Annotated in this window: 23 protein-coding genes; 11 read left to right on the top strand and 12 right to left on the bottom strand. The window is 44.1% G+C overall.

All coding sequences use genetic code 11. The features are described from left to right. Positions 1-4 precede the first annotated feature (4 nt). Positions 5-1,279 carry an L-methionine/branched-chain amino acid transporter gene (gene yjeH, locus IEY42_RS14330; protein ID WP_188925878.1) on the bottom strand — a complete coding sequence of 425 codons (1,275 nt, stop codon included), beginning with the start codon at positions 1,277-1,279 and terminating at the stop codon, positions 5-7. Between the two features lie 172 nt (positions 1,280-1,451). Here yjeH and IEY42_RS14325 point away from each other — a divergent pair, with 172 nt between their 5' ends. The 5 genes from IEY42_RS14325 (at position 1,452) to menE (ending at position 7,031) form a co-directional block, all read left to right on the top strand. After that, positions 1,452-1,880: an Lrp/AsnC family transcriptional regulator gene (locus tag IEY42_RS14325; RefSeq protein WP_188925908.1), complete on the top strand. Its 429-nt coding sequence runs from the start codon at positions 1,452-1,454 to the stop codon at positions 1,878-1,880. 108 nt (positions 1,881-1,988) lie between these two features. Continuing rightward, a complete protein-coding gene (gene menD, locus IEY42_RS14320; protein ID WP_188925877.1) occupies positions 1,989-3,728 on the top strand; it encodes a 2-succinyl-5-enolpyruvyl-6-hydroxy-3-cyclohexene-1-carboxylic-acid synthase in 1,740 nt (579 codons plus the stop codon). Next, positions 3,710-4,519 carry a 2-succinyl-6-hydroxy-2,4-cyclohexadiene-1-carboxylate synthase gene (gene menH / locus IEY42_RS14315; protein ID WP_229780070.1) on the top strand — a complete coding sequence of 270 codons (810 nt, stop codon included), beginning with the start codon at positions 3,710-3,712 and terminating at the stop codon, positions 4,517-4,519. Before menD ends, menH begins: the two co-directional genes overlap by 19 nt. Positions 4,520-4,527: 8 nt before the next feature. Further along, positions 4,528-5,634 carry an o-succinylbenzoate synthase gene (menC, locus tag IEY42_RS14310; protein WP_188925876.1) on the top strand — a complete coding sequence of 369 codons (1,107 nt, stop codon included), beginning with the start codon at positions 4,528-4,530 and terminating at the stop codon, positions 5,632-5,634. Beyond that, positions 5,631-7,031 carry an o-succinylbenzoate--CoA ligase gene (gene menE, locus IEY42_RS14305; protein ID WP_188925875.1) on the top strand — a complete coding sequence of 467 codons (1,401 nt, stop codon included), beginning with the start codon at positions 5,631-5,633 and terminating at the stop codon, positions 7,029-7,031. The genes menC and menE overlap by 4 nt, the downstream gene beginning before the upstream one ends. A gap of 84 nt (positions 7,032-7,115) precedes the next feature. On the opposite strand, the gene rpoH is transcribed toward menE, so the two are convergent. From rpoH to ftsY, 4 genes are all read right to left on the bottom strand, one after another. Continuing rightward, on the bottom strand, positions 7,116-7,973 hold the full coding sequence (gene rpoH, locus IEY42_RS14300) for an RNA polymerase sigma factor RpoH (protein WP_160051986.1): 858 nt from the start codon (positions 7,971-7,973) through the stop codon (positions 7,116-7,118). A gap of 228 nt (positions 7,974-8,201) precedes the next feature. Continuing rightward, positions 8,202-9,167: a permease-like cell division protein FtsX gene (gene ftsX, locus IEY42_RS14295; RefSeq protein WP_188925874.1), complete on the bottom strand. Its 966-nt coding sequence runs from the start codon at positions 9,165-9,167 to the stop codon at positions 8,202-8,204. Beyond that, a complete protein-coding gene (ftsE, locus tag IEY42_RS14290) occupies positions 9,164-9,847 on the bottom strand; it encodes a cell division ATP-binding protein FtsE (RefSeq protein WP_188917629.1) in 684 nt (227 codons plus the stop codon). Before ftsE ends, ftsX begins: the two co-directional genes overlap by 4 nt. A 3-nt stretch (positions 9,848-9,850) precedes the next feature. Further along, a complete protein-coding gene (gene ftsY, locus IEY42_RS14285; protein WP_188925873.1) occupies positions 9,851-11,524 on the bottom strand; it encodes a signal recognition particle-docking protein FtsY in 1,674 nt (557 codons plus the stop codon). Between the two features lie 181 nt (positions 11,525-11,705). Between ftsY and rsmD the strand changes: the two genes are divergently transcribed. After that, positions 11,706-12,299: a 16S rRNA (guanine(966)-N(2))-methyltransferase RsmD gene (gene rsmD, locus IEY42_RS14280; protein ID WP_188925872.1), complete on the top strand. Its 594-nt coding sequence runs from the start codon at positions 11,706-11,708 to the stop codon at positions 12,297-12,299. Positions 12,300-12,301: 2 nt separating this feature from the next. Continuing rightward, positions 12,302-12,598 carry a DUF1145 domain-containing protein gene (locus tag IEY42_RS14275; RefSeq protein ID WP_188925871.1) on the top strand — a complete coding sequence of 99 codons (297 nt, stop codon included), beginning with the start codon at positions 12,302-12,304 and terminating at the stop codon, positions 12,596-12,598. A gap of 68 nt (positions 12,599-12,666) precedes the next feature. Here IEY42_RS14275 and IEY42_RS14270 read toward each other — a convergent pair whose 3' ends face one another. After that, complete coding sequence (locus IEY42_RS14270) at positions 12,667-13,230, bottom strand: NapC/NirT family cytochrome c (protein WP_188925870.1); 564 nt, start codon at positions 13,228-13,230, stop codon at positions 12,667-12,669. 354 nt (positions 13,231-13,584) lie between these two features. On the opposite strand from IEY42_RS14270, the gene IEY42_RS14265 reads away from it, so the two are divergent. The 3 genes from IEY42_RS14265 (at position 13,585) to IEY42_RS14255 (ending at position 18,877) form a co-directional block, all read left to right on the top strand. Continuing rightward, positions 13,585-13,983 (top strand): hypothetical protein, encoded by a 399-nt coding sequence (locus IEY42_RS14265; protein WP_188925869.1) that lies wholly within the window; start codon positions 13,585-13,587, stop codon positions 13,981-13,983. A 140-nt stretch (positions 13,984-14,123) separates the two neighbouring features. Then, positions 14,124-15,734, top strand: a complete 1,611-nt coding sequence (locus IEY42_RS14260; RefSeq protein ID WP_229780068.1) for an efflux RND transporter periplasmic adaptor subunit — start codon at positions 14,124-14,126, stop codon at positions 15,732-15,734. An 11-nt stretch (positions 15,735-15,745) separates the two neighbouring features. After that, the gene (locus IEY42_RS14255; RefSeq protein WP_188925868.1) at positions 15,746-18,877 is read left to right on the top strand and encodes an efflux RND transporter permease subunit; all 3,132 of its coding nucleotides are present in this window, start codon (positions 15,746-15,748) and stop codon (positions 18,875-18,877) included. Positions 18,878-18,972: 95 nt separating this feature from the next. On the opposite strand, the gene IEY42_RS14250 is transcribed toward IEY42_RS14255, so the two are convergent. The 6 genes from IEY42_RS14250 to IEY42_RS14225 form a co-directional block, all read right to left on the bottom strand. After that, positions 18,973-19,251 carry a hypothetical protein gene (locus IEY42_RS14250; RefSeq protein WP_188925867.1) on the bottom strand — a complete coding sequence of 93 codons (279 nt, stop codon included), beginning with the start codon at positions 19,249-19,251 and terminating at the stop codon, positions 18,973-18,975. After that, positions 19,251-19,511, bottom strand: a complete 261-nt coding sequence (locus IEY42_RS14245; protein ID WP_188925866.1) for a hypothetical protein — start codon at positions 19,509-19,511, stop codon at positions 19,251-19,253. The genes IEY42_RS14250 and IEY42_RS14245 overlap by 1 nt, the downstream gene beginning before the upstream one ends. Before the next feature lie 100 nt (positions 19,512-19,611). Then, entirely contained in the window at positions 19,612-20,391 is a 780-nt protein-coding gene (locus IEY42_RS14240) for a VOC family protein (RefSeq protein WP_188925865.1), read from the bottom strand. A 119-nt stretch (positions 20,392-20,510) separates the two neighbouring features. Beyond that, positions 20,511-21,767 (bottom strand): tryptophan permease, encoded by a 1,257-nt coding sequence (mtr, locus tag IEY42_RS14235; protein ID WP_188925864.1) that lies wholly within the window; start codon positions 21,765-21,767, stop codon positions 20,511-20,513. After that, entirely contained in the window at positions 21,767-24,190 is a 2,424-nt protein-coding gene (gene plsB / locus IEY42_RS14230) for a glycerol-3-phosphate 1-O-acyltransferase PlsB (protein ID WP_188925863.1), read from the bottom strand. Before plsB ends, mtr begins: the two co-directional genes overlap by 1 nt. A gap of 205 nt (positions 24,191-24,395) precedes the next feature. Further along, a complete protein-coding gene (locus IEY42_RS14225; protein ID WP_188925862.1) occupies positions 24,396-26,018 on the bottom strand; it encodes a sigma-54-dependent Fis family transcriptional regulator in 1,623 nt (540 codons plus the stop codon). Between the two features lie 214 nt (positions 26,019-26,232). Here IEY42_RS14225 and IEY42_RS14220 point away from each other — a divergent pair, with 214 nt between their 5' ends. Further along, positions 26,233-26,622, top strand: a complete 390-nt coding sequence (locus tag IEY42_RS14220) for a reductive dehalogenase domain-containing protein (RefSeq protein ID WP_188925905.1) — start codon at positions 26,233-26,235, stop codon at positions 26,620-26,622. Positions 26,623-26,642: the final 20 nt, after the last annotated feature.

The raw sequence follows: 26,642 nt of genomic DNA, 5'->3' as shown, positions 1-26,642 counted from the left end.
ATCCCTAACTCGTTTGTAATTGCTTACGTTGTAAATGTGCCTTTTGCCACCACATAAAAGGGGCAATAACCGCAATCAATACCATGACATACAGCATGTTTTCGGCCAAGGCGATGCCTATTCCAATGCAAAATACACAACCTGTTGCCACTAACGGTAAATACCGCTTGCTGAGTAACTTTGCTGCCGACAACATGGCCAGTAAATAAATAATCACAAAAACCCCATTACTCCAAGCAATTAACTTTTCTAAATCGTGGCCAGAATAAAAGGTGAGTACAATCACCACCGCCATACTGCCAAGAATGCCAAAGAGTGCTCTAAACGGCACACCATGACGATTTAACTTCACAAAGTATTTGGGCAAAATACCTTCTTTACTAAAGCTCCACAATAAGCGTGCAGCGCTTGCAGAGTAGACGTTTACGGTCGCTAAGCCACTGGCAATACCTAAAATCCCAATCACTTGTGCACCATAACCATACAAAAAGCTGTCACTGAGTAGGTAATCAAACGCACTTATCATCGCCACGCCGGTTTTGTCTGTGGGCACCATTAACAGTAAAAATGTACAGGCAAGGTAAATGATCCCAACGAGCACTGTGCCCATCAATATGGCGGGCAGCATGTCTTTGTCTGGACGGCGAAAATCACTGGCTAAATGCGTCATCGCCTCTATGCCTAAAAAGCTCCAAAAACCAATGCCCAGTGCCACCATTACTGTATCTATTTGCGGGTGACTGGCTTGATTAAATGACTCAAGCTGCTCAGAGTTAAGCCCGCTGGCACCAAATAGCAAAGCCACCACAGTTACAATGGCTAAGGTTAATGCAAATTGCAGCTTAGCTGACACTTGAATACCACGTACATTCAGGCCCATTAGCAATAACACCACAACCAGCTCTGCCACTAACTGCCAGCCGTCATGCAATGGTATCAAAGCATTCATAAACTGAAGCGTCATTAAAATAGCCGCTGGAGCGCCAATTGGGATCACCAATAAAAAGATTAACCCTACGGTTCTGCCCGCCGTGCTACCGAAAGCTTTTTCGACAAAATAAGCTGGCCCTGCGGCATGAGGAAAGCGACTCGCCAATAAGCCAAACACTAACGCCACCGGAATAATCGCCAAGGTTAAAATAAACCAGGCCAAAAGCGCTCCAGAATCAGCCACCGCAATGGTCATCTGCGGTAAAATAAACACACCGGTGCCCAACAATGTGGTGGCCATCAACCCTGCGCCTTGCCAGCGTCCAATTGTTCCTGCTATCTGATTCATAATGTTATTCTTGCTGTGATATATTGCGATATTATATATGGTATTGATTCAACATTCTGCGGGTTTAACGGCGCGAACTGCACTTAAAAACCGACAAAATGACAGAAAAAGTATGTACTACCGCCAATATGACGGCATGACTCATATCAACGATTACTCAGGAATACCGACATTGGATAAATTTGATAAAGCGATTATAAGCGAATTACGCCTCAATGCTCGACAGAGTATTTCGTTCATTTCCGAACAAGTGAATTTGTCACGCAGTGCAGTAACAGAACGAATAAAAAAACTTGAGCAGATTGGGGTTATCCGTGGTTATCAGGTGCTGCTCAGCGAATCGCAAAAACAAGGTGTATCTGCCTACTTTGAAATTCAACATCGTTGTGCTCGCTGCGCAGAAGTGATTCACATTTTTACCACTATTCCTGAGGTCATAACCTGCCAGGGCATCACTGGCAATATGGATTTACTGGTTTATGTTCATGCCAATTCAATGCAACGATTACATGAAATTCGTGAATTTATTGATGCACAAGCTGACATCATTAAAATCAAAACCCATGTTGTGCTGAGCGAGTGGATTAATAATCAAGCTTAACAATGTTCGCTGTGTGAGATTTCCCATAAAAGACTGCGTTAATTCTTACAAATCAAGCACACTTGGCGTTACACTTATAATCGTAAATTTTCTTCTATATGAGTCAATATGCAACAACAAACTAGCGCTGATATGAATTTATTATGGGGCCAATTAATCCTCGAAGAGCTCGCGCGTTTAGGCGTTAAACATGTGTGCATGGCACCAGGGTCTCGTTCAACGCCGTTGACTTTAGCCGCCGCCAGCCAAACTAAGTTAACTCGTCATATTCATTTTGACGAACGCGGTTTAGGCTTTATGGCGCTTGGGCTTGCTAAGGCCGATAATGCCCCTGTTGCTATCATCACCACCTCGGGTACTGCGGTAGCAAACTTATATCCTGCAATAGTAGAAGCTTGGCTCACCCATGTGCCTTTAATCATATTGTCAGGTGATCGCCCCAATGAGTTAATTGATTGCGGAGCAAACCAGGCTATTGTGCAGCCTGCTATTTTTGCAGGCTACGCCAAACAATTGAATTTACCGACACCAGATAACGCTTACCCTGCTAATGCTTTATTAACCACCATAGACCATGCAATCGCCAATCAGCATCAACCGGTGCATATCAACTGTATGTATCGTGAGCCGTTGTACCCAAGTGAGCTAGTCACATTGGCCCATGTTAAAAAAACCGCCAGTGTCACTACAACCACTTACTTAGCGCCGCTGAATGCATGGTTTGACAATAATAAACCCTTAACTCGTTATGCTGCGCTTAACGGTTCAGAGTTACCCACCACAGACACTTTAATGCGCTTTGTGCACGGCAAAGGGGTGATTGTTGTGGGAACATTATCACCTGCAGATAGCCCGCAGCTTATTGTTGCATTGGCACAAAAACTCGGTTGGCCAGTTGTTGTTGATGCGCAATCACAATTACGCCAGCACCCTGGGGTTATAGGTCATATTGATCAATTATTGCTAAATACCAAAGCCAGTAAGTTACTCGAACAAGCTGAGCGAGTATTAGTGTTTGGTGGTCGTTTTATTTCAAAACGTCTGATCCAGTATTTAGCCCAACAACATTGGCACAGCTACTGGCAATTGTTAAGCCACAGCGACCGTTTAGATCCAACCCATCAACATAAACAAGTATGGCAAACCAGTGTGCAAGCACTCTGTCAATTGGCTTGGCCGCGTTCGTCAGACGCCAATTGGGCACTGCAATTATTGCCATATAATGAGTCTTTAGAATCACTCCTTAAGCAGCAAATTGACAACACCAGCTTTGGTGAGGCTCAGGTGGTTAGAGCCATTGCAGCAAGCCAAACCGATCAACATACCTTATTTATTGGCAATAGCTTACCCATTAGGCTTTACGATATGTATGCCCCTATTGCGACCAATACGCCTGCTATTTACACCAATCGCGGCGCCTCTGGTATTGATGGTCTTATAGCCACGGCATGTGGGGTAGCCGCTGACAAACTAACGCCAACCACATTGATTATTGGTGATTTATCTTGTTTGCATGACCTTAACTCAATGGCACTGCTCAAACAGATGACTTGCTCATTTGTGCTAGTCATTATCAACAATGATGGCGGTAATATTTTTAACTTATTGCCTGTGCCCAACGAAAACTTGCGCAACGACTTTTATCGCTTAAGCCATGGACTAGAATTTGGTTATGGTGCAGCAATGTTTGGCTTAGCTTATCGGCAAGTCGACGACATTGAATCGTTCCAACAAGCGTATCAAGAGGCATTTGAGTTTAACTGTGCATCAGTTATCGAGGTCAATGTTGCACCGAATCAAGCCAGCGATCAAATTGCGCAAATTAACCAATGGGTGAAACAACACTAATGGTCATTATCCGTCGTTTTGGCCACCCCAATTTACCCGCACTAGTGATGTTGCATGGCTTTTTGGGTAGCAAAGACGACTGGTCTATTTTAATGCCACATCTAAGCCAATACTTTCATTGTATCTGCATCGACTTACCCGGCCATGGCGCTAACCGCTTGGTATTAGACTCCCCCGGATTTAGCCAAGTTGCCGCGCATATCGTGGCTAAAGTTAGCGGACTTGGCATTAAACAGTTTCATTTACTTGGGTATTCATTGGGCGGTCGCATTGCATTGCATATTGCTAAAGATTTTCCTGACTCTTTGCTGAGCTTAACCCTAGAATCTGCCCATCCGGGGTTAACCGATAACACTCAACGTGATGCACGCGCCAAAAGCGATGGCTTATGGGCTAAAAAGCTACAACAGTTACCCATAACAGCCTTTTTGTCGTTGTGGTATCAACAGGCGGTATTTAACGACCTTAACAAGCAACAAAAACAGCAGTTAATCAATTTACGCAGTCATAACGACCCCGAGCGCCTGAGCAACTGCTATCTAGCCACTTCACTTAGCCTGCAACAAGACTGCAGAGCCGTATTGAGCCTACTGTCATGTCCGTGTTATTACCTGTATGGCATGGATGACACTAAATTTGCTCAGTTGGCTAAAGATTGGCAGGTTGAAAATGGTAAAGATCAATTACAACTGCAACCGCTAGCTGCTGCAGGACACAATATACATAGCCTTCACCCTGAATTATTTAACGACACATTACTGACTTTACTTAATCCATCCCATCCAGCTTAGGAGGCGTGATGCAGCCTGTCGATGAGTTAACCATTAGCGCTGTCTCTTTGTATCGATACCATATATCGCTCAACCCGACCTTGCCTGTGGCTAAACAACGTATAGATCACCGCAAAGGTGCATTGATCGTCGTCACCCTGACCGATGAGCAACAACATAAACAACAAGCTTGGGTTGAAATATCGCCGTTATCTGGCATTGATACTGAAGGCTTGCCCATTGAAGGCTTTAGCCAAGAGTCACTCGATGATGTCATTGCCTCTTTATCACATAGCGCAGCGTTACTTATTAATAAGTCACCTAATGAGTTAACTGCTTTAGCCGCCACATCACCTTTGCCCTCTGTCGCATTTGGGTTGAGTTTATTGCATGCAAAAATCACTCACCACTTGCCCTGTAGAATTGATAATCCACACAATCAGTCGGCAACAGTACCACTGGTTTATGTCGGCATGAGTGAGCAACAACTGCAGGCTAAACTGTTGCAAAATGGCACCATAAATAGCGTAAAGGTCAAAGTGGCACAAACCACAATGGAACAAGAAATTGCCTTTATTTATAGGGTATTCGAACTTGCGCCCCAGGTGAGTTTGCGACTTGATGCCAATCGAGGTTTTAGCCTCGAGCAAGCTATCGACTTTTTGGCGTGTTTACCCAAAGACAAAATAGAATACATTGAAGAGCCTTGCATTAACCCTGCTGATAACCCTGAAGTTTATCTGCAACTCGGTTTACGCTATGCCTTAGATGAGTCACTAAACTCACCTGCATTTGATGTTGTTAATGCGATAAAGCAACAGCCCGGAATTGGCGCGCTCATCATTAAGCCAATGCTGCTCGGCTCGCTTGCGGGTTTACAGCGCATGATCGAATCCGCCCACAGTAATGGCGTACGCTGCATTTTAAGCTCAAGTTTAGAGTCCGATATCGGTATTAATGATTTACGGCTTGTTAGCCAGGCCTTAACGCCTAACGAAACGCCAGGACTCGATACCTTAAGTGCATTTAGGCAAACATTACAGCTCACTACACCGACTTCAACCCAACTCAACCAACGCGCCCTGTCGTTAATTATTCATGCGGGTGAAGAAAATAAGGCTACAAACTCTTTATGATGATCTCACCATTACATCAAACCGCCTTAACGACCCCGGCTGCGATTGCCATTGAAGATGGCCAGGATACATACAGCTACTCAACCCTAAGCGCAATGGTTAACAACTTAGCCATGTCGCTACAAACGCAAGGGCTGCAACGTGGTGATATAGTCGGTTGTTTATCGCAAAACAACTTAGAAATGATTTGCCTGTACTGGGCTTGTATTGATGCTGGTTGGGTATTTTTACCTTTGTCTCCTAGGTTGTCTAACCAACAAATTAATCAGCTTATTGAAACATATCAGGTCACCTGGTTATGGACAGACAACCCCGGCCGGTTAACTGAAATTACTGTCGCACATTACTTAAGCGTGTCTCTTTGCATACAAGCGAATCCATCATCGACTGCCGTTAAAGTATCGCCTCATATTGCGTCTAATATTATTTTGACCTCAGGCTCTAGCGGCACACCTAAAGCGGCTGTGCATTGCTTACTGAACCACATGGCCAGCGCACAAGGATCCGCCAGCTATATTCCACTAAAAATGAATGATAGCTGGCTGTTATCTTTGCCATTATTTCATATTGGCGGCTTAGCGATATTACATCGATGTGCTCTAGCCGGTGCACGCATCGTATTACGCAATACGGCCATTTCATTAGCTGAGCAACTACAACAAAGTACCATTAGCCATGTGTCATTAGTGCCAACCCAGGCTTTGCAAATTTTAACTCAACAGCCCAAGGCACTAACCCAAGTTAAGGCGTTATTATTAGGCGGTGGCATGATAGAGCCGCAACTCATTGACAGCCTAAACGCACTCAATATTAATGCTTATACCAGTTATGGCATGACCGAAATGAGCTCGCAAATCACCACGGCAAAAGCAAACCTCACAGGTCATCATGGGCGCCCTTTGCCGGCTCGACAGCTCAAGTTAGTCGACGGGATTATTTGGGTTAAAGGGGAATGTTTATTTTTAGGGTACCTAACCCCCCAAGGTATTTCATTGCCAGTTGATGAGCAGGGCTGGTTTTGCACTCAAGACAAAGGTCAGCTTAATGCCAAAGGCCAGTTGATGATTTTAGGTCGTGCAGATAATATGTTTATTTGTGGCGGCGAAAATGTTCATCCAGAACAACTTGAAGCCGTGCTGATGACACACCCTAACGTGGCTCAAGCCATTGTATTTGCCATGCCCGATCCCGTTTTTGGACACTTACCCGCAGCAATTATCGACTATGTTGATGAACCCAATACAGAACAAATCAATGCGCAATTGAGTGAGTTAATAGAGCAAAAGTTAGCGCGTTTTTTGCGTCCAAGACAGTATTTTAATTGGCCTAAACAGGTCATATCGAGCGGCATTAAAGCACCCAGAAAATTGATTATTGCAGCTGTGCAACAGCCGTAGAATGAAATGATTTTACTGCTAATGCTAAAAACAAAAAAACCTGCCGCTGCAGGTTTTTTTGTTTAAAAAGCGTAAGGGTAAAGATTATTCCATACACGCTTTAAGCTTGTTCATGGCATTTTTTTCTAACTGCCTGATACGTTCTGCTGACACTTGGTAAGCTGACGCGAGTTCTTGTAGCGTGGTTTTATTATCATCTAACCAACGAGCACGAAGAATATGCTGGCTGCGCTCATCTAAGGTTTTAATTGCAGATAATAAACGCGCTTGCGAATCGGCTTCCCAGTTGTCGTTTTCAACCTGCTCAGCTAAATCTGAAGAATGATCTTCTAAATACAATGCAGGAGCAAAATCGTGGTTATCGTCATCGCTGTCGTTGGTAAGATCAAAAGCAGGATCTTGCGCGGCCATGCGTGACTCCATTTCAGTCACATCCGCCTTGGACACACCAAGGTTTTCAGCAACCATAGTCACTTCAGCGTCACTAAACCAGCCTAAACGCTTTTTAGATTTGCGAATATTAAAGAACAGCTTACGCTGAGCTTTAGTGGTGGCAACTTTTACGATACGCCAGTTTTTTAGCACGTATTCATGAATTTCGGCTTTAATCCAATGTACTGCAAATGAGACTAAGCGAACACCTACGTCGGGATCAAAACGTTTTACCGCTTTCATCAAACCAATGTTGCCTTCTTGAATAAGGTCGGCTTGAGGTAAACCATAGCCAGAATAACCTTTAGCAACATGAACCACGAAACGAAGGTGCGACATAATTAATTGCTTTGCAGCTTGTAGATCGCCTGTTTCTTGTAAACGCTTGGCAATATCGTACTCGGTATCCGCGTCTAGCATATCAATGCTAGTCACCGATTGGATGTACGCTTCTAAACTACTACTGCCTCTAGGGACAGTCAGTGCCATTGATTGCGTTTGATAAGTCATTCGCTCTCCTACTACATTCAAAAAATTTACTTCAGTTTGCTAAATACGCTTTATGAAACCCAATGGTTCATCTACTTATAGACTCGATTTAGCTGATGAACTATCAACTATATGACATCATATGTCAAATCAGCTTCAGCTCGATTAATATTTTCACCGCTAGCCAGTCATATTGCAAGTGAACAATCGTTCATTAATAGACTCACTAATACTATTATATTCCTCAAATTATGAGGGTTCAATATTACGTAAGTGTTGCCGCACGGATAAATATGAGCCTAGCCAACCTAAAAATGAAGCCAATAACACCAGCTTAATAAGCTCTGCAAAGGTTAATGATTGAATGGTCAATTGACTGCCATACAATCCTAATAATTCCGCCAACGCACCATCGAGATACCACACTAATACATTAATAATAAGCCAGGCTAAAATACCGCCAATCACTCCGTACCAAATGCCAGTATACAAAAAAGGCCGTTGAATAAACGCTTCGGTTGCGCCCACCAACTTCATCACTTCGATTTCGGTGCGGCGGTTCATAATGGCTAAGCGGATGGTGTTACCAATCACCAGCACTACGGCTAACACTAATAACGCTGCGATAGCCAATACGGTTTTTTCGAGCAACTTAAGCAGAGCTTGTAAACGTTCTAGCCACTCGATATCGAGTCTGCCAAAGTTTACTTCGGGCTCACGTTCTAATTTGGCGAGTAATTCACGCGCACCGGTTGGGCTTGAATATTTTACCGATGGCGTCACGGTCACAACCGCAGGTAAAGGGTTATCGTCAAGGTACGACAGCGCCTCACCAAATCCAGATAAACGCTGAAACTCTTCTAACGCCTGGTCGCGGCTAATATAGCTCACGGTCTCAACTTCTCTAAAGGCTTTAATCCGCGACAATAAACTTTGAATCGATTGCTCACTGCGACCAGTGTTGATAAATAAAGAAATTTCAGCCGCGTTGTTCCACGATTGAGTAACATTTTCAGCATTTTTAACCAGCACCTGCAATGCCGCAGGCAAGCTTAAGCTCACGCCGAGCACAGCCATGGTCATAATTGATGATACTGGGCTACGCCACAACTCCCCCATACTCGACATACCTTGCTGAACATGTCGAATAAAGAACATCACGATACGCCCGCTCAGTGGCAGCTTGCTTTGGGTAATATTGGGCTTTTTACTCATCGCATTACTTCCCTGTCTGTGCTTTCGCCGCCAAGCATTCTGCCTTGACGCAAGGTAAAGGTACGGTATTTCATTCGGGCGATTAAGCCTAAATCATGGGTGGCGATTAACACGCTAGTGCCTGAGTCGTTAAAGGTTTCAAACAAACGCAAAATGTCCATCGACAATTTAGGGTCTAAGTTACCTGTTGGCTCATCGGCTAACAGTAATGGCGGCTTATTCACAATCGCGCGGGCAATCCCGACACGTTGCTGCTCACCACCTGATAACATAATCGGCAGGTGACGCTCTTTGCCATATAAACCCACCATATCGAGGGCACCCGCAACACGCTTACGAATTTCACCATGAGAAAAACCCTCGATAACCAAAGGTAAAGCAATGTTGTCAAACACGCTCTTATCCATCAATAGATGATGGTTTTGGAAAATCATTCCGATATTGCGACGTAAATAAGGCACATGCTTAGGGCCAACATTGGCGATGTTGTGGCCATTAATCGATACTTTACCTGCAGTTGCACGTTCGATAACCGTGATCAATTTGAGCAAGGTACTTTTACCCGCGCCAGAATGGCCGGTTAAAAACGCCATTTCACCTTGTCTAAGATGAAAATTGACATCCATAAGCGCTTTTTGGCCGCCTGGATAAATTTTACTCACCTGCTCAAATTGGATCATAAATTATTGGTCCGTTTTTTCCTGACTGAATAACGCTTCAATAAAATCATTCGCATTAAAGGTGCGTAAGTCATCTATTTGTTCACCTACGCCAATGTGGCGAATAGGGATATTAAACTTGTCGGCAATGGCAAATATCACCCCGCCTTTGGCTGTGCCATCTAGCTTGCTGATGGTTAACCCTGTCACGCCAACGGCCTCTTGGAATAATTGCGCCTGGCTAATGGCATTTTGGCCTGTACTTGCATCTAAGGTTAGCATCACTTCATGAGGCGTATTCGGGTCGAGCTTTTTCATCACTCGCACCACTTTTTTAAGCTCTTCCATTAAGTGGCTTTTGTTTTGCAAACGCCCGGCAGTATCGGCAATTAACACATCCACTTTACGTGCTTTAGCAGCTTGTAAAGCGTCAAATAATACCGATGCGCTATCGGCGCCAGTATGCTGAGCTACCACAGGGATATTATTGCGTTGCCCCCAAACCTGGAGCTGTTCAACCGCCGCTGCGCGGAAGGTGTCACCTGCCGCTAACATGACAGATTTACCTTGATTTTGATACTGCTTTGCTAGCTTACCAATCGTGGTGGTTTTACCTACGCCATTCACGCCAACCATTAAAATAACAAACGGGCCGTCGGCATTGTCAGGTACTAAAGGGATGGCAACTGGTTCAAGCATTTTTTGCATTTCGTCGCGCATTAAATCGTATAGAGCTTCTGCATTTTTAAGCTGTTTACGAGATGCATGTTCAGTTAAACTTTTAATTAATTTAGTGGTAGTCTCTACGCCCACATCGGCAATCAATAATTGCTCTTCTAGTTCTTCAAATAAGTCATCATCAATTTTTTTACCACTGAATAAGCCAATAAAACCAGAACCGATATTTTCACTGGTGCGCATTAAGCCGCGTTTTAAGCGGGCAAACATGCCTTCTTTTTTAGGCTTTTCTTGCGGCTCATCTTGCAGTTCGAGTTCAATGGACTCAATGGGCGCTTGTTCGAGGGCCAACTTTTCAGCGGCCAAAGCCTCTTCGGCAATCGCTTCGGCTTCAAGGCGTGCTTGCTCTAGGCGTGCTTCTTCTGCTGCCTGTTGCTCGGCCAACTCTTGAGCGGCCAATTGCTCTGCGGCAAGTTTTTCAGCTGCTAATGCTGCTGTTTCAGCCGCTATGCGATCTGCTTCAAGGCGAGCTTGCTCTGCACGTTCATTCTCAATACGTAACTGTTCTAACCGTTCCGCTTCGACACGGGCAGCTTCTTGTTCGGCGGCGAACTTTTCAGCCGCAAGGCGTTCTGCTTCAACACGCGCTTGCTCTGCACGTTCATTCTCAATACGTTGTTGTTCTTGGCGCTCGGCTTCTTGTTGCGCAGCTAACTGTTCTGCAGCGAGTTTCTCGGCGGCTAATGCCTCTGCTTCGGCGGCCATACGCTGAGCGTCAAGTCGCGCTTGTTCTGCGAGCTCATTCTCAATGCGTTGTTGTTCAAGCTGCTGCTTTTCAATTTCGACAGCCTCAACACGAGCCGCTTCTGTCGCTTGCTTTTGCAGCTCAGCTTGTTGAGTTTGCTCTGCAGTGTCGGTGGCAACATCATGCGAAACCTCTGCATCAGTTTGTTGCTGTTCTTCAACTTCAGGGGCGGGCTTATCTTTACGAAACCAGGAAAAAAAACCTTTCTTTGCCATGTTTGTTACCAATATTTATAGGTTTAAAAATTCGGTTGAAGCCGTTTGTTGCATCTCTGTGCAGTAAAATGATGAATACTCACATTTAATCACCAGTTTGATATAAAATAACGACGGTTCAGATTGTGGCATAGTCTACCACTTTCTTTTTTCTTTGTTCAGGCAAAATCACGAGGGTGAGATGGCTAAAAAAAACACCAGCAGCGGTCAGGTGCGAATTATTTCAGGTCAATGGCGCTCACGTAAGTTGCCTATTCATGATTTAGAAGGTTTACGCCCGACAACCGACCGTGTTCGCGAGACCTTATTTAACTGGATTGCCAGTGATATTCGTGGTGCTCGAGTACTCGACTGCTTTGCCGGCAGTGGCGCCTTGTCACTTGAAACCTTATCGCGTTATGCCGAGTTTGCCACCATGATTGAGCTGCAAAAAAACGCGGCGAATCAGTTAAAAAAAAACCTTGCTACTCTGCAATGTCAAAATGCCGAAGTGATTAATGGCGACAGCTTGCAAGTGCTGGCAAAAGGCACTCAAAATGGGTTCGACATTGTGTTTATTGACCCTCCATTTCGCAAAGAGCTCGCAACCAAAGCTATTGAGTTATTAATGGCTCAACAATGGCTCAACAATAACGCCTTAATTTACGTTGAAACCGAGTCTGAAATCACGACCTTATCCGTCCCCGCTTCTTGGGTTCCATTGAAAGAGAAACAGGCCGGCCAGGTGATTTACCGACTTTATCAATATCAAACGACTATCACATCGGCGCAGTAATTATGTTCAGCAATCTGACATTACACGATACTGCACGAAATGATCTCATATTAGTCGGTAAAACAGCCACGTTGTCGATGTGGGGATTATTCGCCTATGGATCTTTTGTGTTTAGCCAAGATGTTGCCACCTTACTGACTCTTTTGGCTGCATTTACTGCACTAATGCATCTGTTATTGCTTTTAGCGGTATGCCTGAGCCCTAAAGGTAGACATCAACCCATCATAAAATACGCAGCCATTTTACTCTGGGGCATATTTGCCTTAGATCAGATTAAGCGTCAGCCGCTCAACACATGAAAATTGATTTTTTGACATAAAAAAGCCTCGTTAATTTAACGAGGCTTTTCTTTAAAGTCGATGCTCTATTACTTTTTAGGGTAAGGGTGAGCAACACCTTTGTGACAATCTACACAAGTCTTTCTGTCTTCAGGCGCTTTCTTGAAGTTCATGCTGTGCATTCTAACAGCCATTTTCTTCATGGTTTCTGGCTGATCTTCGTAAATACGTGTATGACAGTGCTGACAGTTAGCAGAATCATTACTACGGAAGTATTCTAATGCTAAATCAGCTTGTTCTTTACGGTTTTCATCTAACCATTCTTGCGTCATAAAGCCATCGATAGTCATTAAGCCAATTAAGTCTTTAGACACGATGATTTTCTTAATCAAATAATCAACAGGGCCGTGAGGTAAGTGACAATCTTGACATTGGACAGTCACACCGGCTTTACCGCCACCGTGAGCTGACGCCATGACTTCATCTCTTAACGAGTGATCGCGGTGACATGTCATACAAAAAGCATCGCTACTTGTTGCATGTAATGTTTGCTGTGTTGCGAAGTAGCCTACGACACCCACAATTACACCAACCACAATAAGTGCAATAATCGAGTATTTCGCGCTTGGTTTAAAAAGTGCACGCCAGTTCATTGTTCAATCTCCATTAAAACTAGATTTCTAATATTTGTATGTGTAGTTTAGGATTTTTTAAAATTAGAAAATTGATTCTAGTCGCTATTTTTATGATTCCTTATCAAAAATTATCTAAAATGCGAACTAGATCGTGTCTGCGACATGGTATCAGACTAAAAACAAACAAAGTCTTAAATTACCCTTACTCTTAACAAGGTCTAATTAAACACTATTATCTCGCTCAAAAGATAACGACCTAGAGCCAACAAGCCCTAGATAAAGGCTAAAAATGCGTGTTGGCGCATTGTTTGCCACCTGCTATACATTTATATTGTGTTAGATTGTTTTTATTGGTTCACTTTTTAGGATGTTATGCGTAAATCCATTCGCCATTATCTTATTGCTATTTGCACTTTGTTATCCTTATTGGGACAAGGTGTGTTAGCTAATGGCTATACGATGATAGCGCCTAATGACATGCCAATGCCCCACCACACCACTAACACCTCAACTACAAGCAACATGCAAAATGGCACCGATTGCCATAGCATGATGATGCAAGAGCATGATATCCAAGAAAGCCATTGTTGTGATAATGCCGGGGCATGCGGAAGTGATTGCAGCCACTGCTTTACGATAAGCTTTACCGGCACCGTGTTTTCGACTGATATGAGTGTCAGCCCAGCCCCTGTTGAATCAGCCATCATATTGCCTATAGAAGAATTAATCTCTATTGACGGGACCCCTGCGTTCCGCCCTCCTATCGTTTAATTCCTCACATTTAAGCCGGCAATAATACCGGCTGCATTAATTCGACTTGTATTTTTAGACGATTTTTCGTGGTTTACCTCGCGTATTCACAGTGCACTTTACTGATTGCACCGCGCGTTTACCCATGATTAGAGGTTGATATGAAACACGCTTTTTATATTGTGCTATTTACTAGCGTAAGCCTTTTAGGTTGCACGACTCTTTTTCCTGCTTTTGCTGCCACTGAGCCTAGCACTCATGGGCAACACCAAAGCAGTTACTACTGCCCTATGCACCCAGAGGTCACCAGCCATGAGCCGGGTAGCTGTCCTAAATGCGGCATGTTTTTAATCGCAAAAGAAACCGATGCGACAACATCACATACTGACGAAACAACTCAAAACCATAAACAACATCAACATGACTACTACTGCCCCATGCATCCTGAGGTCACCAGCCATGAGCCGGGCAGCTGTCCCAAATGCGGCATGTTTTTAATAGAAAAAGACACCAATGCAGAACCGGCAATGGATCATAACCACATGACGCCAGCTGCTAAAAAAGTATTTGAGCAACCCATTAGCTCGCTCAAACCGACTAAAAAGGTGCTTTCGACAGCCAAAACCGGTCGTAATGATACAAGCAAATACATCTGTCCAATGCACCCACATGTGGTGTCAGATACGCCTGGCAGCTGTCCTATTTGTGGGATGAACTTAGAAAAAGTGACCGTCGCTGATGCCGCACAAGAAGTGGTCGTTGGGGTTTCTGGTGGTATGCAACAAGCGTTAGGGATGCGCAGCCATGTGGTGACAAAGGACAGTTTATCACGTCAAGTGAACACCATTGGCACTGTGCAATATAACGAAAATACCATAGGCCATGTGCACACTCGTGCCACCGGCTGGATTGAAACCTTAATGGTCCATAATGTGGGTCAGCAAGTCAAAAAAGGTCAGTTATTGTACGAGCTGTATTCGCCTGAACTGGTCAACGCTCAAGACGATTACTCCCAAGCACTCGATTACCTTAAACAAGATAAACAACGTGGCAGCGTATTATTAAGCAAAGCCCGTAAGCGTCTAGAATTATTAGGCGTCGACAACGCGGTGATCAATCGTCTAGAAAAAACCGGAGAAACCATTTATCGCGTGCCGTTTTATGCGCCGCAAAGTGGCTTTATTAGTGAATTAACCATACGTCATGGTATGTACATTCAACCGGGTGATACCTTATTTGAAATAGTCAATTTAGACAGCGTATGGGTCATTGCAGACGTATTTGAAAACGAACAAAGTTGGCTAACAGAAGGGCGACAAGTCAGTGTCAGTGCAGCGGCACAAGGCCTGTTTGATATCGACTCAAACATTGATTATATCTATCCAGAGCTAGACCCTGTCACCCGCGCTATGCGAGTCAGGATTCAATTAAACAACATGCAAGAAAAACTGAGGCCCGGCACCTTAGTAGATGTCACCTTGTACGGGCAACCAAAACAGAATGTATTGACAGTTCCTACCGAGGCGTTGATTTTAACCGGCAGAGAAAACCGCGTTGTGGTACAGCGCAGCGACACTAGCTTTGCATCAGTACCAGTAAAAGTGGGCATGATGGCTCAAGGAAAAGCTGAGATCCTCCAGGGCTTAAACGAGCACGACAAAGTGGTCGTGTCTGGGCAGTTTTTACTTGATTCAGAAGCCAGCATTCAAGGCAGCTTGCAACGCATAAGCAGTGCTGGCACTCAAACCAAAACTGACGTTCATCAACACTAAGGAGCCTTGTTATGCTAGCGCAAATTATCAATGCTTCTATTAAAAACCGCATTATGGTGTTGCTGCTTACCGCAATCATTGCACTGGTAGGCTATCAAGCCATGCGCACCACGCCATTAGATGCGTTGCCCGATTTATCAGATGTACAAGTGATTGTTAAAACCAGCTATCCGGGCCAGGCACCTCAGCTGGTAGAAGACCAAATAACCTACCCATTGTCGTCGGCCATGTTGGCCGTGCCTGGCGCTAAAACCGTGCGCGGCTTCTCCATGTTTGGTGACTCATTTGTGTATGTGATTTTTGAAGACGATACTGACATTTATTGGGCCCGTTCACGCGTGCTTGAATACCTTTCGCAAACCCAAGATCAGTTGCCCGATGGAGTGACGCCAAGCTTAGGCCCTGACGCCTCCGGTGTCGGTTGGATTTTTCAATACGCACTCGTTGACCGCAAAGGTCACTACGATTTAGCGCAATTGCGCTCTCTGCAAGACTGGTTTTTAAAGCTTGAGCTGCAAAGTGTCGCAGGCGTATCAGAAGTCGCGACCGTTGGCGGCATGGAACAAACCTATCAGGTGGTCGTCGACCCGCACAAATTGGCTTTGTATCAAATCGATTTAATGACCATTAAAAATGCTCTCGACAATTCTAATAGCTCAACCGGCGGCTCGGTCATTGAAATGGCCGAGGCAGAATACATGATCACCTCAAGTGGTTATCGTCAAACTATTGCTGATTTTGCTGAAATCCCTCTGGGTATTTTGTCTGAAACTGGCACACCGATTTTAATGAAAGACGTAGCACAGCTACGCACCGGCCCTGCGGCAAGACGTGGTATTGCAGAGCTTGATGGTCAAGGTGAAGTCGTCGGCGGCATTGTGGTGATGCGCTACGGCGAAAACGCCCTTGAAACCATTAATAATATCAAACTCAAACTCGAACAAATCAGCAATGGCCTGCCAGACGGAGTCGAGTTAGTGACCACTTATGACCGCTCTGAACTGATTGTGCGCTCAGTCGACAACCTTAAACATAAAGTGCTCGAAGAAATGCTGATTGTCGGGCTGATTTGTTTACTCTTTTTATTACATGCCCGCTCGACACTAGTGGCCATTATCACCCTACCCATCTCGATTTTAATCAGCTTTATTGCGATGCATTTTATGGGGGTGAATGCCAACATTATGAGCCTAGGCGGTATAGCTATCGCCATCGGCGCGGTTGTGGATGCATCTATCGTGATGGTAGAAAACACTCACAAACATTTAGAACATTACCGCCAACAACACGGCTGTGCTCCAGAGGGCGAAGCACACTGGCAGCTAGTTAAAGACGCCTCTGTCGAAGTCGGCCCTGCACTGTTTTTCAGTTTATTAATTATTACCTTAAGCTTTACTCCGGTGTTTGCACTAGAAGCACAAGAGGGGCGCTTGTTTCATCCGCTAGCCTTTACCAAAACCTTTGCTATGGCCGCATCGGCGATTTTAGCCATCACTTTAATTCCGGTATTAATGGGTTACTTTGTTCGTGGGAAAATCCCCGACGAGCGTAAAAACCCACTCAGCCGTATTCTGATTGCGTTATATCAACCGTTATTAAAATGGGTGTTACGTTCTCCTAAAATCACCATAATGATGGCATTAGTGGCCTTGCTCAGCGCCTATTACCCATTAACTAAAATGGGTTCTGAATTTATGCCGACATTAGAAGAAGGTGACTTGCTGTATATGCCAACCACATTGCCCGGCGTTAGTGCGGGCAAGGCGGCGGAGATTTTACAGCAAACAGATAGGCTAATTAAAACCGTACCTGAAGTTAAGCGGGTATTTGGTAAAGTCGGCCGAGCCCAAACCGCCACTGACCCTGCGCCGTTAACTATGCTCGAAACCACCATTATGCTTAAACCCACAAGCGAGTGGCGCACAGGCGTGACCTTAGAAAGCATTATCGAGCAGCTGCAAAAAACGGTGCGTATTCCTGGCATGACTAACGCCTGGGTACAACCGATTAAAACCCGTATAGATATGTTATCCACTGGTGTTAGAACCCCGGTCGGCATCAAAATATCAGGCTCAAATGTTGAGGAATTGCAACGAATCGGCAGTGAAATAGAAGCAGTGGTAAGCCAATTACCGGGCACTTTATCGGCGTTTGCACAACGCAGCAGTGGTGGACGTTATATTGATATTACCCCTAACTTGAAAAATGCAGCACGTTACGGCATGACACTCAAAGACATTCAAGATGTGGTGCAAATTGCCATTGGCGGCATGACGGTAGGCGAGTCGATTCAAGGCCAAGAACGCTACCCAATTAACATTCGTTACCCAAGGGAGTTACGCGACAACATTGAAAAACTAAAAGACTTACCCGTGCTCACTAAAACCGGTAAATACCTACCCTTAAGTTACTTAGCTGAACTGACCATTAGCGACGGCGCACCAATGCTTGCCAGTGAGAATGGCCGCCTTATTTCATGGGTGTTTGTCGACTTAACAGATATCTCCATTGGTGAGTATATTGCCCAGGCACAAACCGCACTTGATGAGCACATTAGCTTGCCTGCACGTTACAGCTACAGCTTTGCCGGTCAATATGAATACATGCAGCGGGTTGAAGCTAAAATGACACTGGTGATCCCGCTTATGATTGCGGTGATTTTTATCTTGTTGATGATGACCTTTAACTCAACAATTCAGGCTCTGGTGATTATGCTCAGTTTGCCGTTTTCACTGGTGGGCAGTGCATGGTTACTTTACTCGCTCGAGTTTAATTTTTCAGTGGCGGTATCGGTTGGCATGATAGCCCTTGCTGGTGTGGCCGCTGAGTTTGGGGTGGTGATGCAGGTGTACCTCAACAACAGTATTGCCGCTTACAAGCGAGAAGACCGTTATCAAACTAAGGCTGACTTAACGGCTGCGCTTATCGAAGGTGCGGTAATGCGTATTCGCCCTAAAGCCATGACCGTTGCCACCATCTTTTTTGGCCTATTACCCATCATGTGGGGCAGCGGTACAGGCAATGAAGTGATGCAAAAAATTGCCGCACCTATGGTGGGCGGTATGGTCACCGCGCCGCTATTATCGCTATTTGTGATACCGGCGATTTACTTACTCATTTACGGTCGACGGCTGCCCGCATAATCATTGGCAGACGCTATAAAGCAAAAATCCCAAACAATGTATTGTTTGGGATTTTTTATTATCACATCAACATCCTAAGTTAAGCTGAGGTTAGGTTAATTCCGCTTAAGTGACTCATTAAGTTGATCCGCTTCATCTTGTTTCTTCTTCTTACATGCAGCGATGTCATCAGGATGACCGTGTTTGCATGGATCGCTGGCTAAAATCGCCATAGGCAGATTGAGTATCATGTAATCTGTATCATTTTTATTATCGTCGGCATTACCAGCATTGCCTAAACGGTTTGGCGACGTGCCGCTACAAGCCGTTAAGACAAGTAAACTAGACAATATCAGGCTCGATAAGAGGGTTGATTGAACAAGCGGTATTTTCATTATTGAGTGATCCTTTGTTTTTCACGCGCTAAACTCATCATCTTAAACATTCCCCACGCCATAATCGCGCCACCAATAACCAACATTGCATTAATGATCATTGGGTGAGATAGCATAGGTAAAAAACCTTCATCAAAGCCGGCAAAAATGCCGTAAAGCCCTAAACCAAACAATAACGTACCGGGAAAATCGATAATGGCCACCATCAGCATACTGCGATTAATTCGTGCTAATGCTGCTTGTGTTGTTTCTTGAGTCATAAATTCATCCTTGGGTGTACTCCTTGTGTAACGCTAATTATTCAGACATCGATTGTTAATTTGAGTTCAAATAATGACCTAAATACAAGATGCTAAATGTTTATGCTGCTGGGTCCAATAGCGAAATAATCGAGAAAAACCCGCCTTGCGGATCATTAAGTACCGAAAAACGTCCCACATTAGGGATGTCGGTAGCGGGTACGCACACGGTCGCGCCCAAACTTTTTGCTTTAGCGAGCGCGGCATCACAATCATCAACAGCAAAATAGTTCATCCAATGCGCTGGCGCATCGCCCCATTCTGCCGTCATTTCCATCAGGCCACCAACAGCTTGCTCACCCACATACCATTCGGTGTATTCAAAATCGGCCATATCTGCAAGTTTGGTTTGATAGCCTAGCACCTTACTATAAAATGTTTTAGCGGCTGCGGTGTCACGACAGGCTAACTCAACCCAGCACAGAGTATTGGCTTCTTGCGCACGTTTAATACCAATATGATCTTGGCCTTGCCATAACGCAAAACGGCTACCCTCGGGGTCGGTGCATAATGCCATGCTGCCAGCATCACCAACCGAGTGTGGTCCAGCGATCACCTGGCCACCCGCCTGTTTAACAAGTTCAGCGCTAACATTGACATCATCAACGGCAAAGTAGAGCGTCCAGTGTGTAGGTAAAGCCAACATATCTTCTGGCATTGGGTACATTGCACCAATATCGTCACCCTCAATTTGCAACATAGTGTAATGCCCTTCAGGCATGGGCATATCATCAGCTCCCCAACCAAATAATGCCTGATAAAACGCTTTACCCGCATCCCAATCGTGCGTAGCCAGCTCAATCCAGCATGGTTGTCCTTGTTGATATTGTTGTACTTTCATTATTGTGGTCCTGTAGTCGCAATTACTGATAGGTAATAGTTATAAGTTAAGTTGATATCACCCAAAAAGCAAAAAGCCTTCAAACGAAGGCTTTTTTAAAAATGCGCTGTGCAAATCAGTTATTTAAATACCGGCAGAATATCGGCCATGGCCAATAAATGGCAGGTTGCGGTAATAATGCCAAACAATACAACGACAGCAATCAGCGGTGTACCACCAGGGACTTTAAAGCCAGTAGTGTTTGGATACAATTGACGCACTTTATATGCTAACAGGGCTGGCACTATCACAGCCCACACGGTTGCGGCTAATGCGGCAAAACCAATGGCAATAATAAAACCATTAGGAAACAATAAACCCAAAATAGTTGGCGGTATAAATGTTATTGCAGCGGTTTTCATTCGGCCAGCACGTGAATCATCAAAACCAAATAAATCAGCTAGATAATCAAATAGACCTAAGGTCACCCCTAAAAATGATGACGCTACCGCTAGGTTAGCAAACAAGGTCAACATGCTATTTAGCCACTGACTTGCCATTACGCCAGACAACGCCTCAACGAGCACACCAATATTACCGCCCTTGGCAATCACATCGGCAAATTGGCTACGTGGAATATTGCCCATGGTCGCCACTAGCCAACACACATAAATAATCAGCGCGATGCAGGTACCCACCACAATGGCTTTAACAATGGTATTGGCATCTTTACCATAGTATTTAACTAGGCTTGGTACATTACCATGGTAGCCAAAACTGGCGAGGCCAAAGGGAATAGCAGCAAGTAAATACGGCAAATAGCGGCTTTCACCGTCTGGCGAGACTAACTTAGTGGTATCAATTTCAATTAATAGATTACCAATAGCTAAAAAGAAGGTAATCACCATGCCACCGAGCATGATGGTAGTAATACGGTCAACCGCTTTAGTGCTAATTAATACAATAAACGCCAACACAGCAGCAAACACTAAACCAGCAACGCTTTGGGGCAAGGTTACGCCAAGCGCCGACAAGCTATGATTAACGATTGAACCACCACCACTGATGTATGCATAGGTTAAAATGTATAATACAAATGCAATCGAGACCCCGTTAATCACTCGCCAAAACTGACCTAAGGTTTCACGGGTTAACGTATCAAAACTGGCACCTGGCTCAAAATGTAAGTTAGCTTCTAACAGCAATAAACCAGACATTAACATGCAAAACCAAACACCTAATAGCATGACTATCGAATAGCCAAACCACATACCCGCGCCCACAACCGGCAATGAAAACATGCCAGCGCCCACGGTTGTACCGGCAATAATCATCGCGCCGCCCAATAAGGACTTACCTTGTGGGCGGTGCTTGGCACCGTTCATATGATTAGCCATTAATGTCCATGCTCCGCATGCACACTATCAACAATGGTTTGCCTTACTGATGAGCTCAATAATTGGTTAGCGTGGTCGCGAATTCGAATCACTTCAGAACGGTGCTCAACACTGCATAAATAGCCTAATTCTTTAAGCTTAACGCTTAAGGTGTTGTAGAGTTTTTTATCGTAAAACTCAGGCGCTGTAATGCCATGTAATGCACCTAAACGCTTAGCTAATAGGTGACTGTCGGTTTCAAGCTCGGAGCGTTCTAAGTCAGGCTTAATCGCCAACAAGTTAAAAATAATCGCGTAACGTTGAAGGGTTTCGCTAATGGTTTCAGCCAGTAACAATAACTGAGCAGTATAACGTGGCGATACTTCAAAATGATCATCGCCACTGAGCAAGCCTTGCTCAACCATAAAGTCTAAAATCTTGTCGACATGCTGTTGTACGTCTTCAATGCCCATAAATAGCTCTGCTTTTAGCAGCGGATAAAAGTCCATCACAACGGCATGAATTTTACTGCGGTCGCAAATATCATATTGTACTAAACAACTGGCGATTAACGATGGAATAGCCATTAAGTGAATGATGTTATTGCGATAGTAGCTCATAGTGATGGCAATTTTTTCATCAACTGAAATAATTTCACCAATGGCATCTTTGGTACTGACAAACTTATTGAGTGATAAACAGTGGTCAATAATCGATTTGCCATTGCCTTCTGCCACTGAGGTGTAGCTGGTATAAGGCACGCTTTTCAACATCGCTAAATATAAGTCTAATTGACGTTCAAGTAAGCTGCGCTCTAACGCGTTACGCTCAGATGCAAGCAAGACTAAACTGGTTAACGTAACAGAGCTGGCCGCTGCTGCGCCGTTAATGTTGGTCATTACACTGCTGGCCAACAAATTAACCGAAGGCGTAAACCATGTTGGTTTTTGTTCAGGGTCTTTCGCGACCTCTTCACGCCAGTCTGGCGCTTGTTGGTTTAAAAAGTTTTGTAGGTTAATCGGTTCACCGAAGTTGACATAACCCCGACCAAAGTTACCTAACTTACGGATAGCACCAAACACTTGCCATACCGATTCTTTTTTCTTTTTCTTGCCGCTTAATTCTTTATGGTAAGTGGCGACTTCCATTACGTGGTCATAACCTAAATACACAGGCACTAACGTTACTGGGCGCTCAATCCCGCGCAATACGCTATTGATAGTCATGGCCAACATGCCCGTTTTAGGCGCGAGCAAGCGACCAGTGCGCGAACGTCCACCTTCGGTGAAGTATTCAACCGAATAACCTTTGGCAAACAATTGATCCAAATATTCGCGAAACACTGCAGTGTAAAGCTTGTTACCGTTAAAACTACGGCGAATAAAGAACGCACCGCCACGACGGAACATAGGGCCAGCAGGCCAAAAGTTAAGATTAATACCGGCGGCAATGTGCGGCGGAACCATGCCCTGGTAATACAAAATATACGACAGCAACAAGTAGTCCATGTGGCTTCGATGACACGGTACATAGACAATTTCATGGCCGTCATGATGGAGCTGTCTAATTTGTTCAGCGCCTTTAATGTTGATTCCACTGTATAGCTTATTCCAAAGCCAGGTTAAAAAGCGCTCGGCAATACGCACTAAACTGTCGGAATAATCAGCAGCGATTTCATCTAAATACTCAATCGCTGTTTCGCGGGCTTTTTCTGGGGATATTTTTTTATTAATCGCTTCTTCTTCAATCGCTTTTTTGATTGAATCAGATTTAAGCAACGAAGCAAAAAACATTTGTCTATTCGGTAATTGCGGTCCAGTCATCACTTTACGTTGTCGACTAAAATGCACCCGAGCAACGCGAATTAACTTATGGGCAATACTTTTATCAAAGCCATGCTCGTCAGCCATATGACGTAAAGACACTGCGTTAGAAAACTGCACAAAATTATGACGACCAAGAAACAGGATCATCAACCATTTACGTAACCATGTTGGGTTTTCTCGCTCAAAAACAGCGGCTTTCATGCTGTCGTCTTCTTTGCCGGGTGTGCGGCCCCAATACAAACTCACGGGCACTAATTGAATATCCAAATCCGGACGTTGGCGATGAAGTGCAAGTAAGCTGGTAAAACTATTAATGAACTTTTCACCACTTTCACGCTTACCCAAAAGAGGTTTACGACCTTCTAAGCACACGATGCGAGGCACTTTCAAATCATCTATTTCTAGAGGTTGATAAGGGCTCGGCATGCCAAAGCCTTCGGTAATTTCGCTGAGGGCAGCGGCATCACTGATTGACTCTGTTTTCATGACATAAACCAATGGTTTAGCCGGATCTAAATTGAGGTCTTCAAAAGGTTCATGTGGCACAACAATCGTGTGTACCATCTTTTTTTGAACCCATTTTAACACGCGTAAAAACATTGAATCTGGTTTTGACATGGTTATTTTCGCAACATAAGCCACTGTAATTTTGCTGCATAGGATACCAGAAACCACCCTTGTTACACTATCAGGCTGTTTTATCTTTACACATAAGTATGGTCGGCAAAGTATTATTTGCAAAGAGATCAACGTGGCAAGTCAACTCACGTACAAATAAATGATGATGACAAGATGATGCTTTGCCTCAATACAGCCTTGGTGATTAACTCAATTGATAGTGCGATAACTTCCGATAAAGGGTCGATAACACAATACCAAGGCTAGCTGCCGCTGCGCGTTTATCGCCATTATGGTATTTAAGTGCTACCTCAATATGCTGCTTTTCAATATCTTCTAATGACTTGAGCGGATCAATTGCATGCAGTTGTGCTTTAGGGTTGATGATTTCAGCTGGTAAGTCGGTCTCTTCTATCCATCGCCCTCGACATAACGCTACGGCATACTCTATGGCATTAGATAGCTCGCGCACGTTGCCAGGCCAGGCATAATGCATTAACCGTTGCGTCGCACAATGGGATAAACCAATGACATCGCGCTCCATTGTGTCGTTAAATTTATACAAAAATAAATTGGCGATCGGTAATATGTCTTCGCGGCGTTTGGATAAATTGGGAATATGTAATTCGATTACGCGTAATCGATAAAATAAGTCTTTACGGAAATGACCTTGCTTAACCTCGTCACTGAGATGGCGATTGGTGGCGGCAATGACACGAATATCAATAGGCCGCTCTTTATTTTCGCCAATGCGTTTAATTTTTCTTTCTTGTAATACTCGCAGTAATTTGACTTGCATATTAAGGCTGGTTTCGCCTATTTCATCTAAAAATAACGTCCCACCATTAGCCTCTTCAAATAACCCTATTCGTGCTTTATCTGCCCCAGTAAATGCCCCTTTTATATGACCAAAAAGCTCAGCTTCAAGCAAGCTATCACTAAGCGCACTGCAATTTATCGATATAAATGGTCCCTGTGAACGCGACGACATTTGATGAATAAAGCGACTGATGTGCTCTTTACCGACACCGCTGTCACCGCTGACTAATATTGTCGAGTTAACTTTAGCCGCTAGCGTAGCAATATTAATGACCTTAATCATTTGTGGGCTACGAACAAGAAAACCAGGAATAGGATCAATTGGGTTATCTAGTGCCGATAACTCATTGCGCCGTGCCGCCAATCGGTCTTCTAATTGTTTCAGTAACGACTGTTGCTCTGCAAGAGTTTGGCTAATATTGTCCATCTGGAAATAAGGTAAATGCTCTTGCAAACGATGATCCCAACACTCTTTAAAATGCCCTTCCATTTCACAATACGGATCACCCATAGCCATGCATTTAGTTTCGATAAAATACATTTCTCGACCACGTTTAAAGGTTTCATACCCACTAGCAAAACCTGTTAACGTCCAACAACTTGCCTCTGTAGATTTACCTAATAAATTGAGTTGTTGTTCAGCTTCATAAGAGTTTTCCATTCTAGTACGAATTAACAAGCCATCATTTTCAGCTTCTTTTACTTCAATTCTTTTGGTGGTATTGACCAAACCAAACAACTTATGCAATTGCTCGCCACCGCGTTCATCATTGAACACGTCAGGAGACTCATCTTGAACCATTTTTGCTGTGCGCCAGCCATGTGCATAACCAAAACGAGTCAAAATCTTTCGTGCTTCATGGCTCCCTAAAGTATCGATAAGCTCCTTTCGAAGAAGCCCTAATGCAAGCGAATCCATAATGAGGACACGCTGTTGCATAAAGCTAACAGAGGCATCTTTATCCGAGTGATTTAATAAGCTATTAAGAAATAAGTCTTCAACTTTCATTGTTCACCCAGCAAATTCCTATTTTCGGAAACGAGATTCTCAAAATGATAATTAAACCAATATAAATGGCCAATAACCGAGAGATAGGTCATAAAAAAAAGCGTTAAAAAGTTGGCGTATCAATTGCTATTCCTAAGTTGTAAATAAGAAACCAATAACGATAAGCAAGAATTGATTAATGTGAACTTAGCGTTAAAAATTAGGGATAGATAATATGAATAAACCAAAGTTCGATGATTCGACTTCACAGCCAATGGTAGGTCGGCGTGATTTTATGAAAATGTTAGGCGTGGGTGCGGGTGCTGTTGGCGCGATTAGCATTGGCGGCAAGGTTTTTGCCAACATGGATGAGGCGATCGCTTCACCTTACGGCGACCGTAATCTTCCTTGGTGGGTTAAAGAGGTCGACGAACCAACAATCGAGATTGATTGGGAAAATATGGAAGTATTTCCTGGAGTACATAAAACTCTGTTTAACCCAAATGCCTGGGATAAACCAGAGGAATGGAAAGAGGCTCGAGATCAAAACATTATTTCTACCACCGAAAAAGTCCGCAACAATGTTGTGGTTGAATTAGCCGGACACTTCAATAAAGGAATATAATAATGCCATTATTGAGGTGA

It is taken from the genome of Shewanella algicola, from assembly GCF_014648035.1.
In the GTDB taxonomy this organism is placed as follows: Bacteria; Pseudomonadota; Gammaproteobacteria; order Enterobacterales; family Shewanellaceae; genus Shewanella; species Shewanella algicola.
This window is presented reverse-complemented; position numbering and strand designations above follow the sequence as displayed.

Excerpts from the sequence above, each read along its gene's own strand:
- yjeH (WP_188925878.1), bottom strand. The coding sequence starts at position 1,279 with ATGAATCAGATAGCAGGAACAATTGGACGCTGGCAAGGCGCAGGGTTG.
- menD (WP_188925877.1), top strand. The coding sequence starts at position 1,989 with ATGCAACAACAAACTAGCGCTGATATGAATTTATTATGGGGCCAATTA.
- menH (WP_229780070.1), top strand. The coding sequence starts at position 3,710 with ATGGGTGAAACAACACTAATGGTCATTATCCGTCGTTTTGGCCACCCC.
- menC (WP_188925876.1), top strand. The coding sequence starts at position 4,528 with ATGCAGCCTGTCGATGAGTTAACCATTAGCGCTGTCTCTTTGTATCGA.
- menE (WP_188925875.1), top strand. The coding sequence starts at position 5,631 with ATGATGATCTCACCATTACATCAAACCGCCTTAACGACCCCGGCTGCG.
- rpoH (WP_160051986.1), bottom strand. The coding sequence starts at position 7,973 with ATGACTTATCAAACGCAATCAATGGCACTGACTGTCCCTAGAGGCAGT.
- ftsX (WP_188925874.1), bottom strand. The coding sequence starts at position 9,167 with ATGAGTAAAAAGCCCAATATTACCCAAAGCAAGCTGCCACTGAGCGGG.
- ftsE (WP_188917629.1), bottom strand. The coding sequence starts at position 9,847 with ATGATCCAATTTGAGCAGGTGAGTAAAATTTATCCAGGCGGCCAAAAA.
- ftsY (WP_188925873.1), bottom strand. The coding sequence starts at position 11,524 with ATGGCAAAGAAAGGTTTTTTTTCCTGGTTTCGTAAAGATAAGCCCGCC.
- rsmD (WP_188925872.1), top strand. The coding sequence starts at position 11,706 with ATGGCTAAAAAAAACACCAGCAGCGGTCAGGTGCGAATTATTTCAGGT.
- IEY42_RS14275 (WP_188925871.1), top strand. The coding sequence starts at position 12,302 with ATGTTCAGCAATCTGACATTACACGATACTGCACGAAATGATCTCATA.
- IEY42_RS14270 (WP_188925870.1), bottom strand. The coding sequence starts at position 13,230 with ATGAACTGGCGTGCACTTTTTAAACCAAGCGCGAAATACTCGATTATT.
- IEY42_RS14265 (WP_188925869.1), top strand. The coding sequence starts at position 13,585 with ATGCGTAAATCCATTCGCCATTATCTTATTGCTATTTGCACTTTGTTA.
- IEY42_RS14260 (WP_229780068.1), top strand. The coding sequence starts at position 14,124 with ATGAAACACGCTTTTTATATTGTGCTATTTACTAGCGTAAGCCTTTTA.
- IEY42_RS14255 (WP_188925868.1), top strand. The coding sequence starts at position 15,746 with ATGCTAGCGCAAATTATCAATGCTTCTATTAAAAACCGCATTATGGTG.
- IEY42_RS14250 (WP_188925867.1), bottom strand. The coding sequence starts at position 19,251 with ATGAAAATACCGCTTGTTCAATCAACCCTCTTATCGAGCCTGATATTG.
- IEY42_RS14245 (WP_188925866.1), bottom strand. The coding sequence starts at position 19,511 with ATGACTCAAGAAACAACACAAGCAGCATTAGCACGAATTAATCGCAGT.
- IEY42_RS14240 (WP_188925865.1), bottom strand. The coding sequence starts at position 20,391 with ATGAAAGTACAACAATATCAACAAGGACAACCATGCTGGATTGAGCTG.
- mtr (WP_188925864.1), bottom strand. The coding sequence starts at position 21,767 with ATGGCTAATCATATGAACGGTGCCAAGCACCGCCCACAAGGTAAGTCC.
- plsB (WP_188925863.1), bottom strand. The coding sequence starts at position 24,190 with ATGTCAAAACCAGATTCAATGTTTTTACGCGTGTTAAAATGGGTTCAA.
- IEY42_RS14225 (WP_188925862.1), bottom strand. The coding sequence starts at position 26,018 with ATGAAAGTTGAAGACTTATTTCTTAATAGCTTATTAAATCACTCGGAT.
- IEY42_RS14220 (WP_188925905.1), top strand. The coding sequence starts at position 26,233 with ATGAATAAACCAAAGTTCGATGATTCGACTTCACAGCCAATGGTAGGT.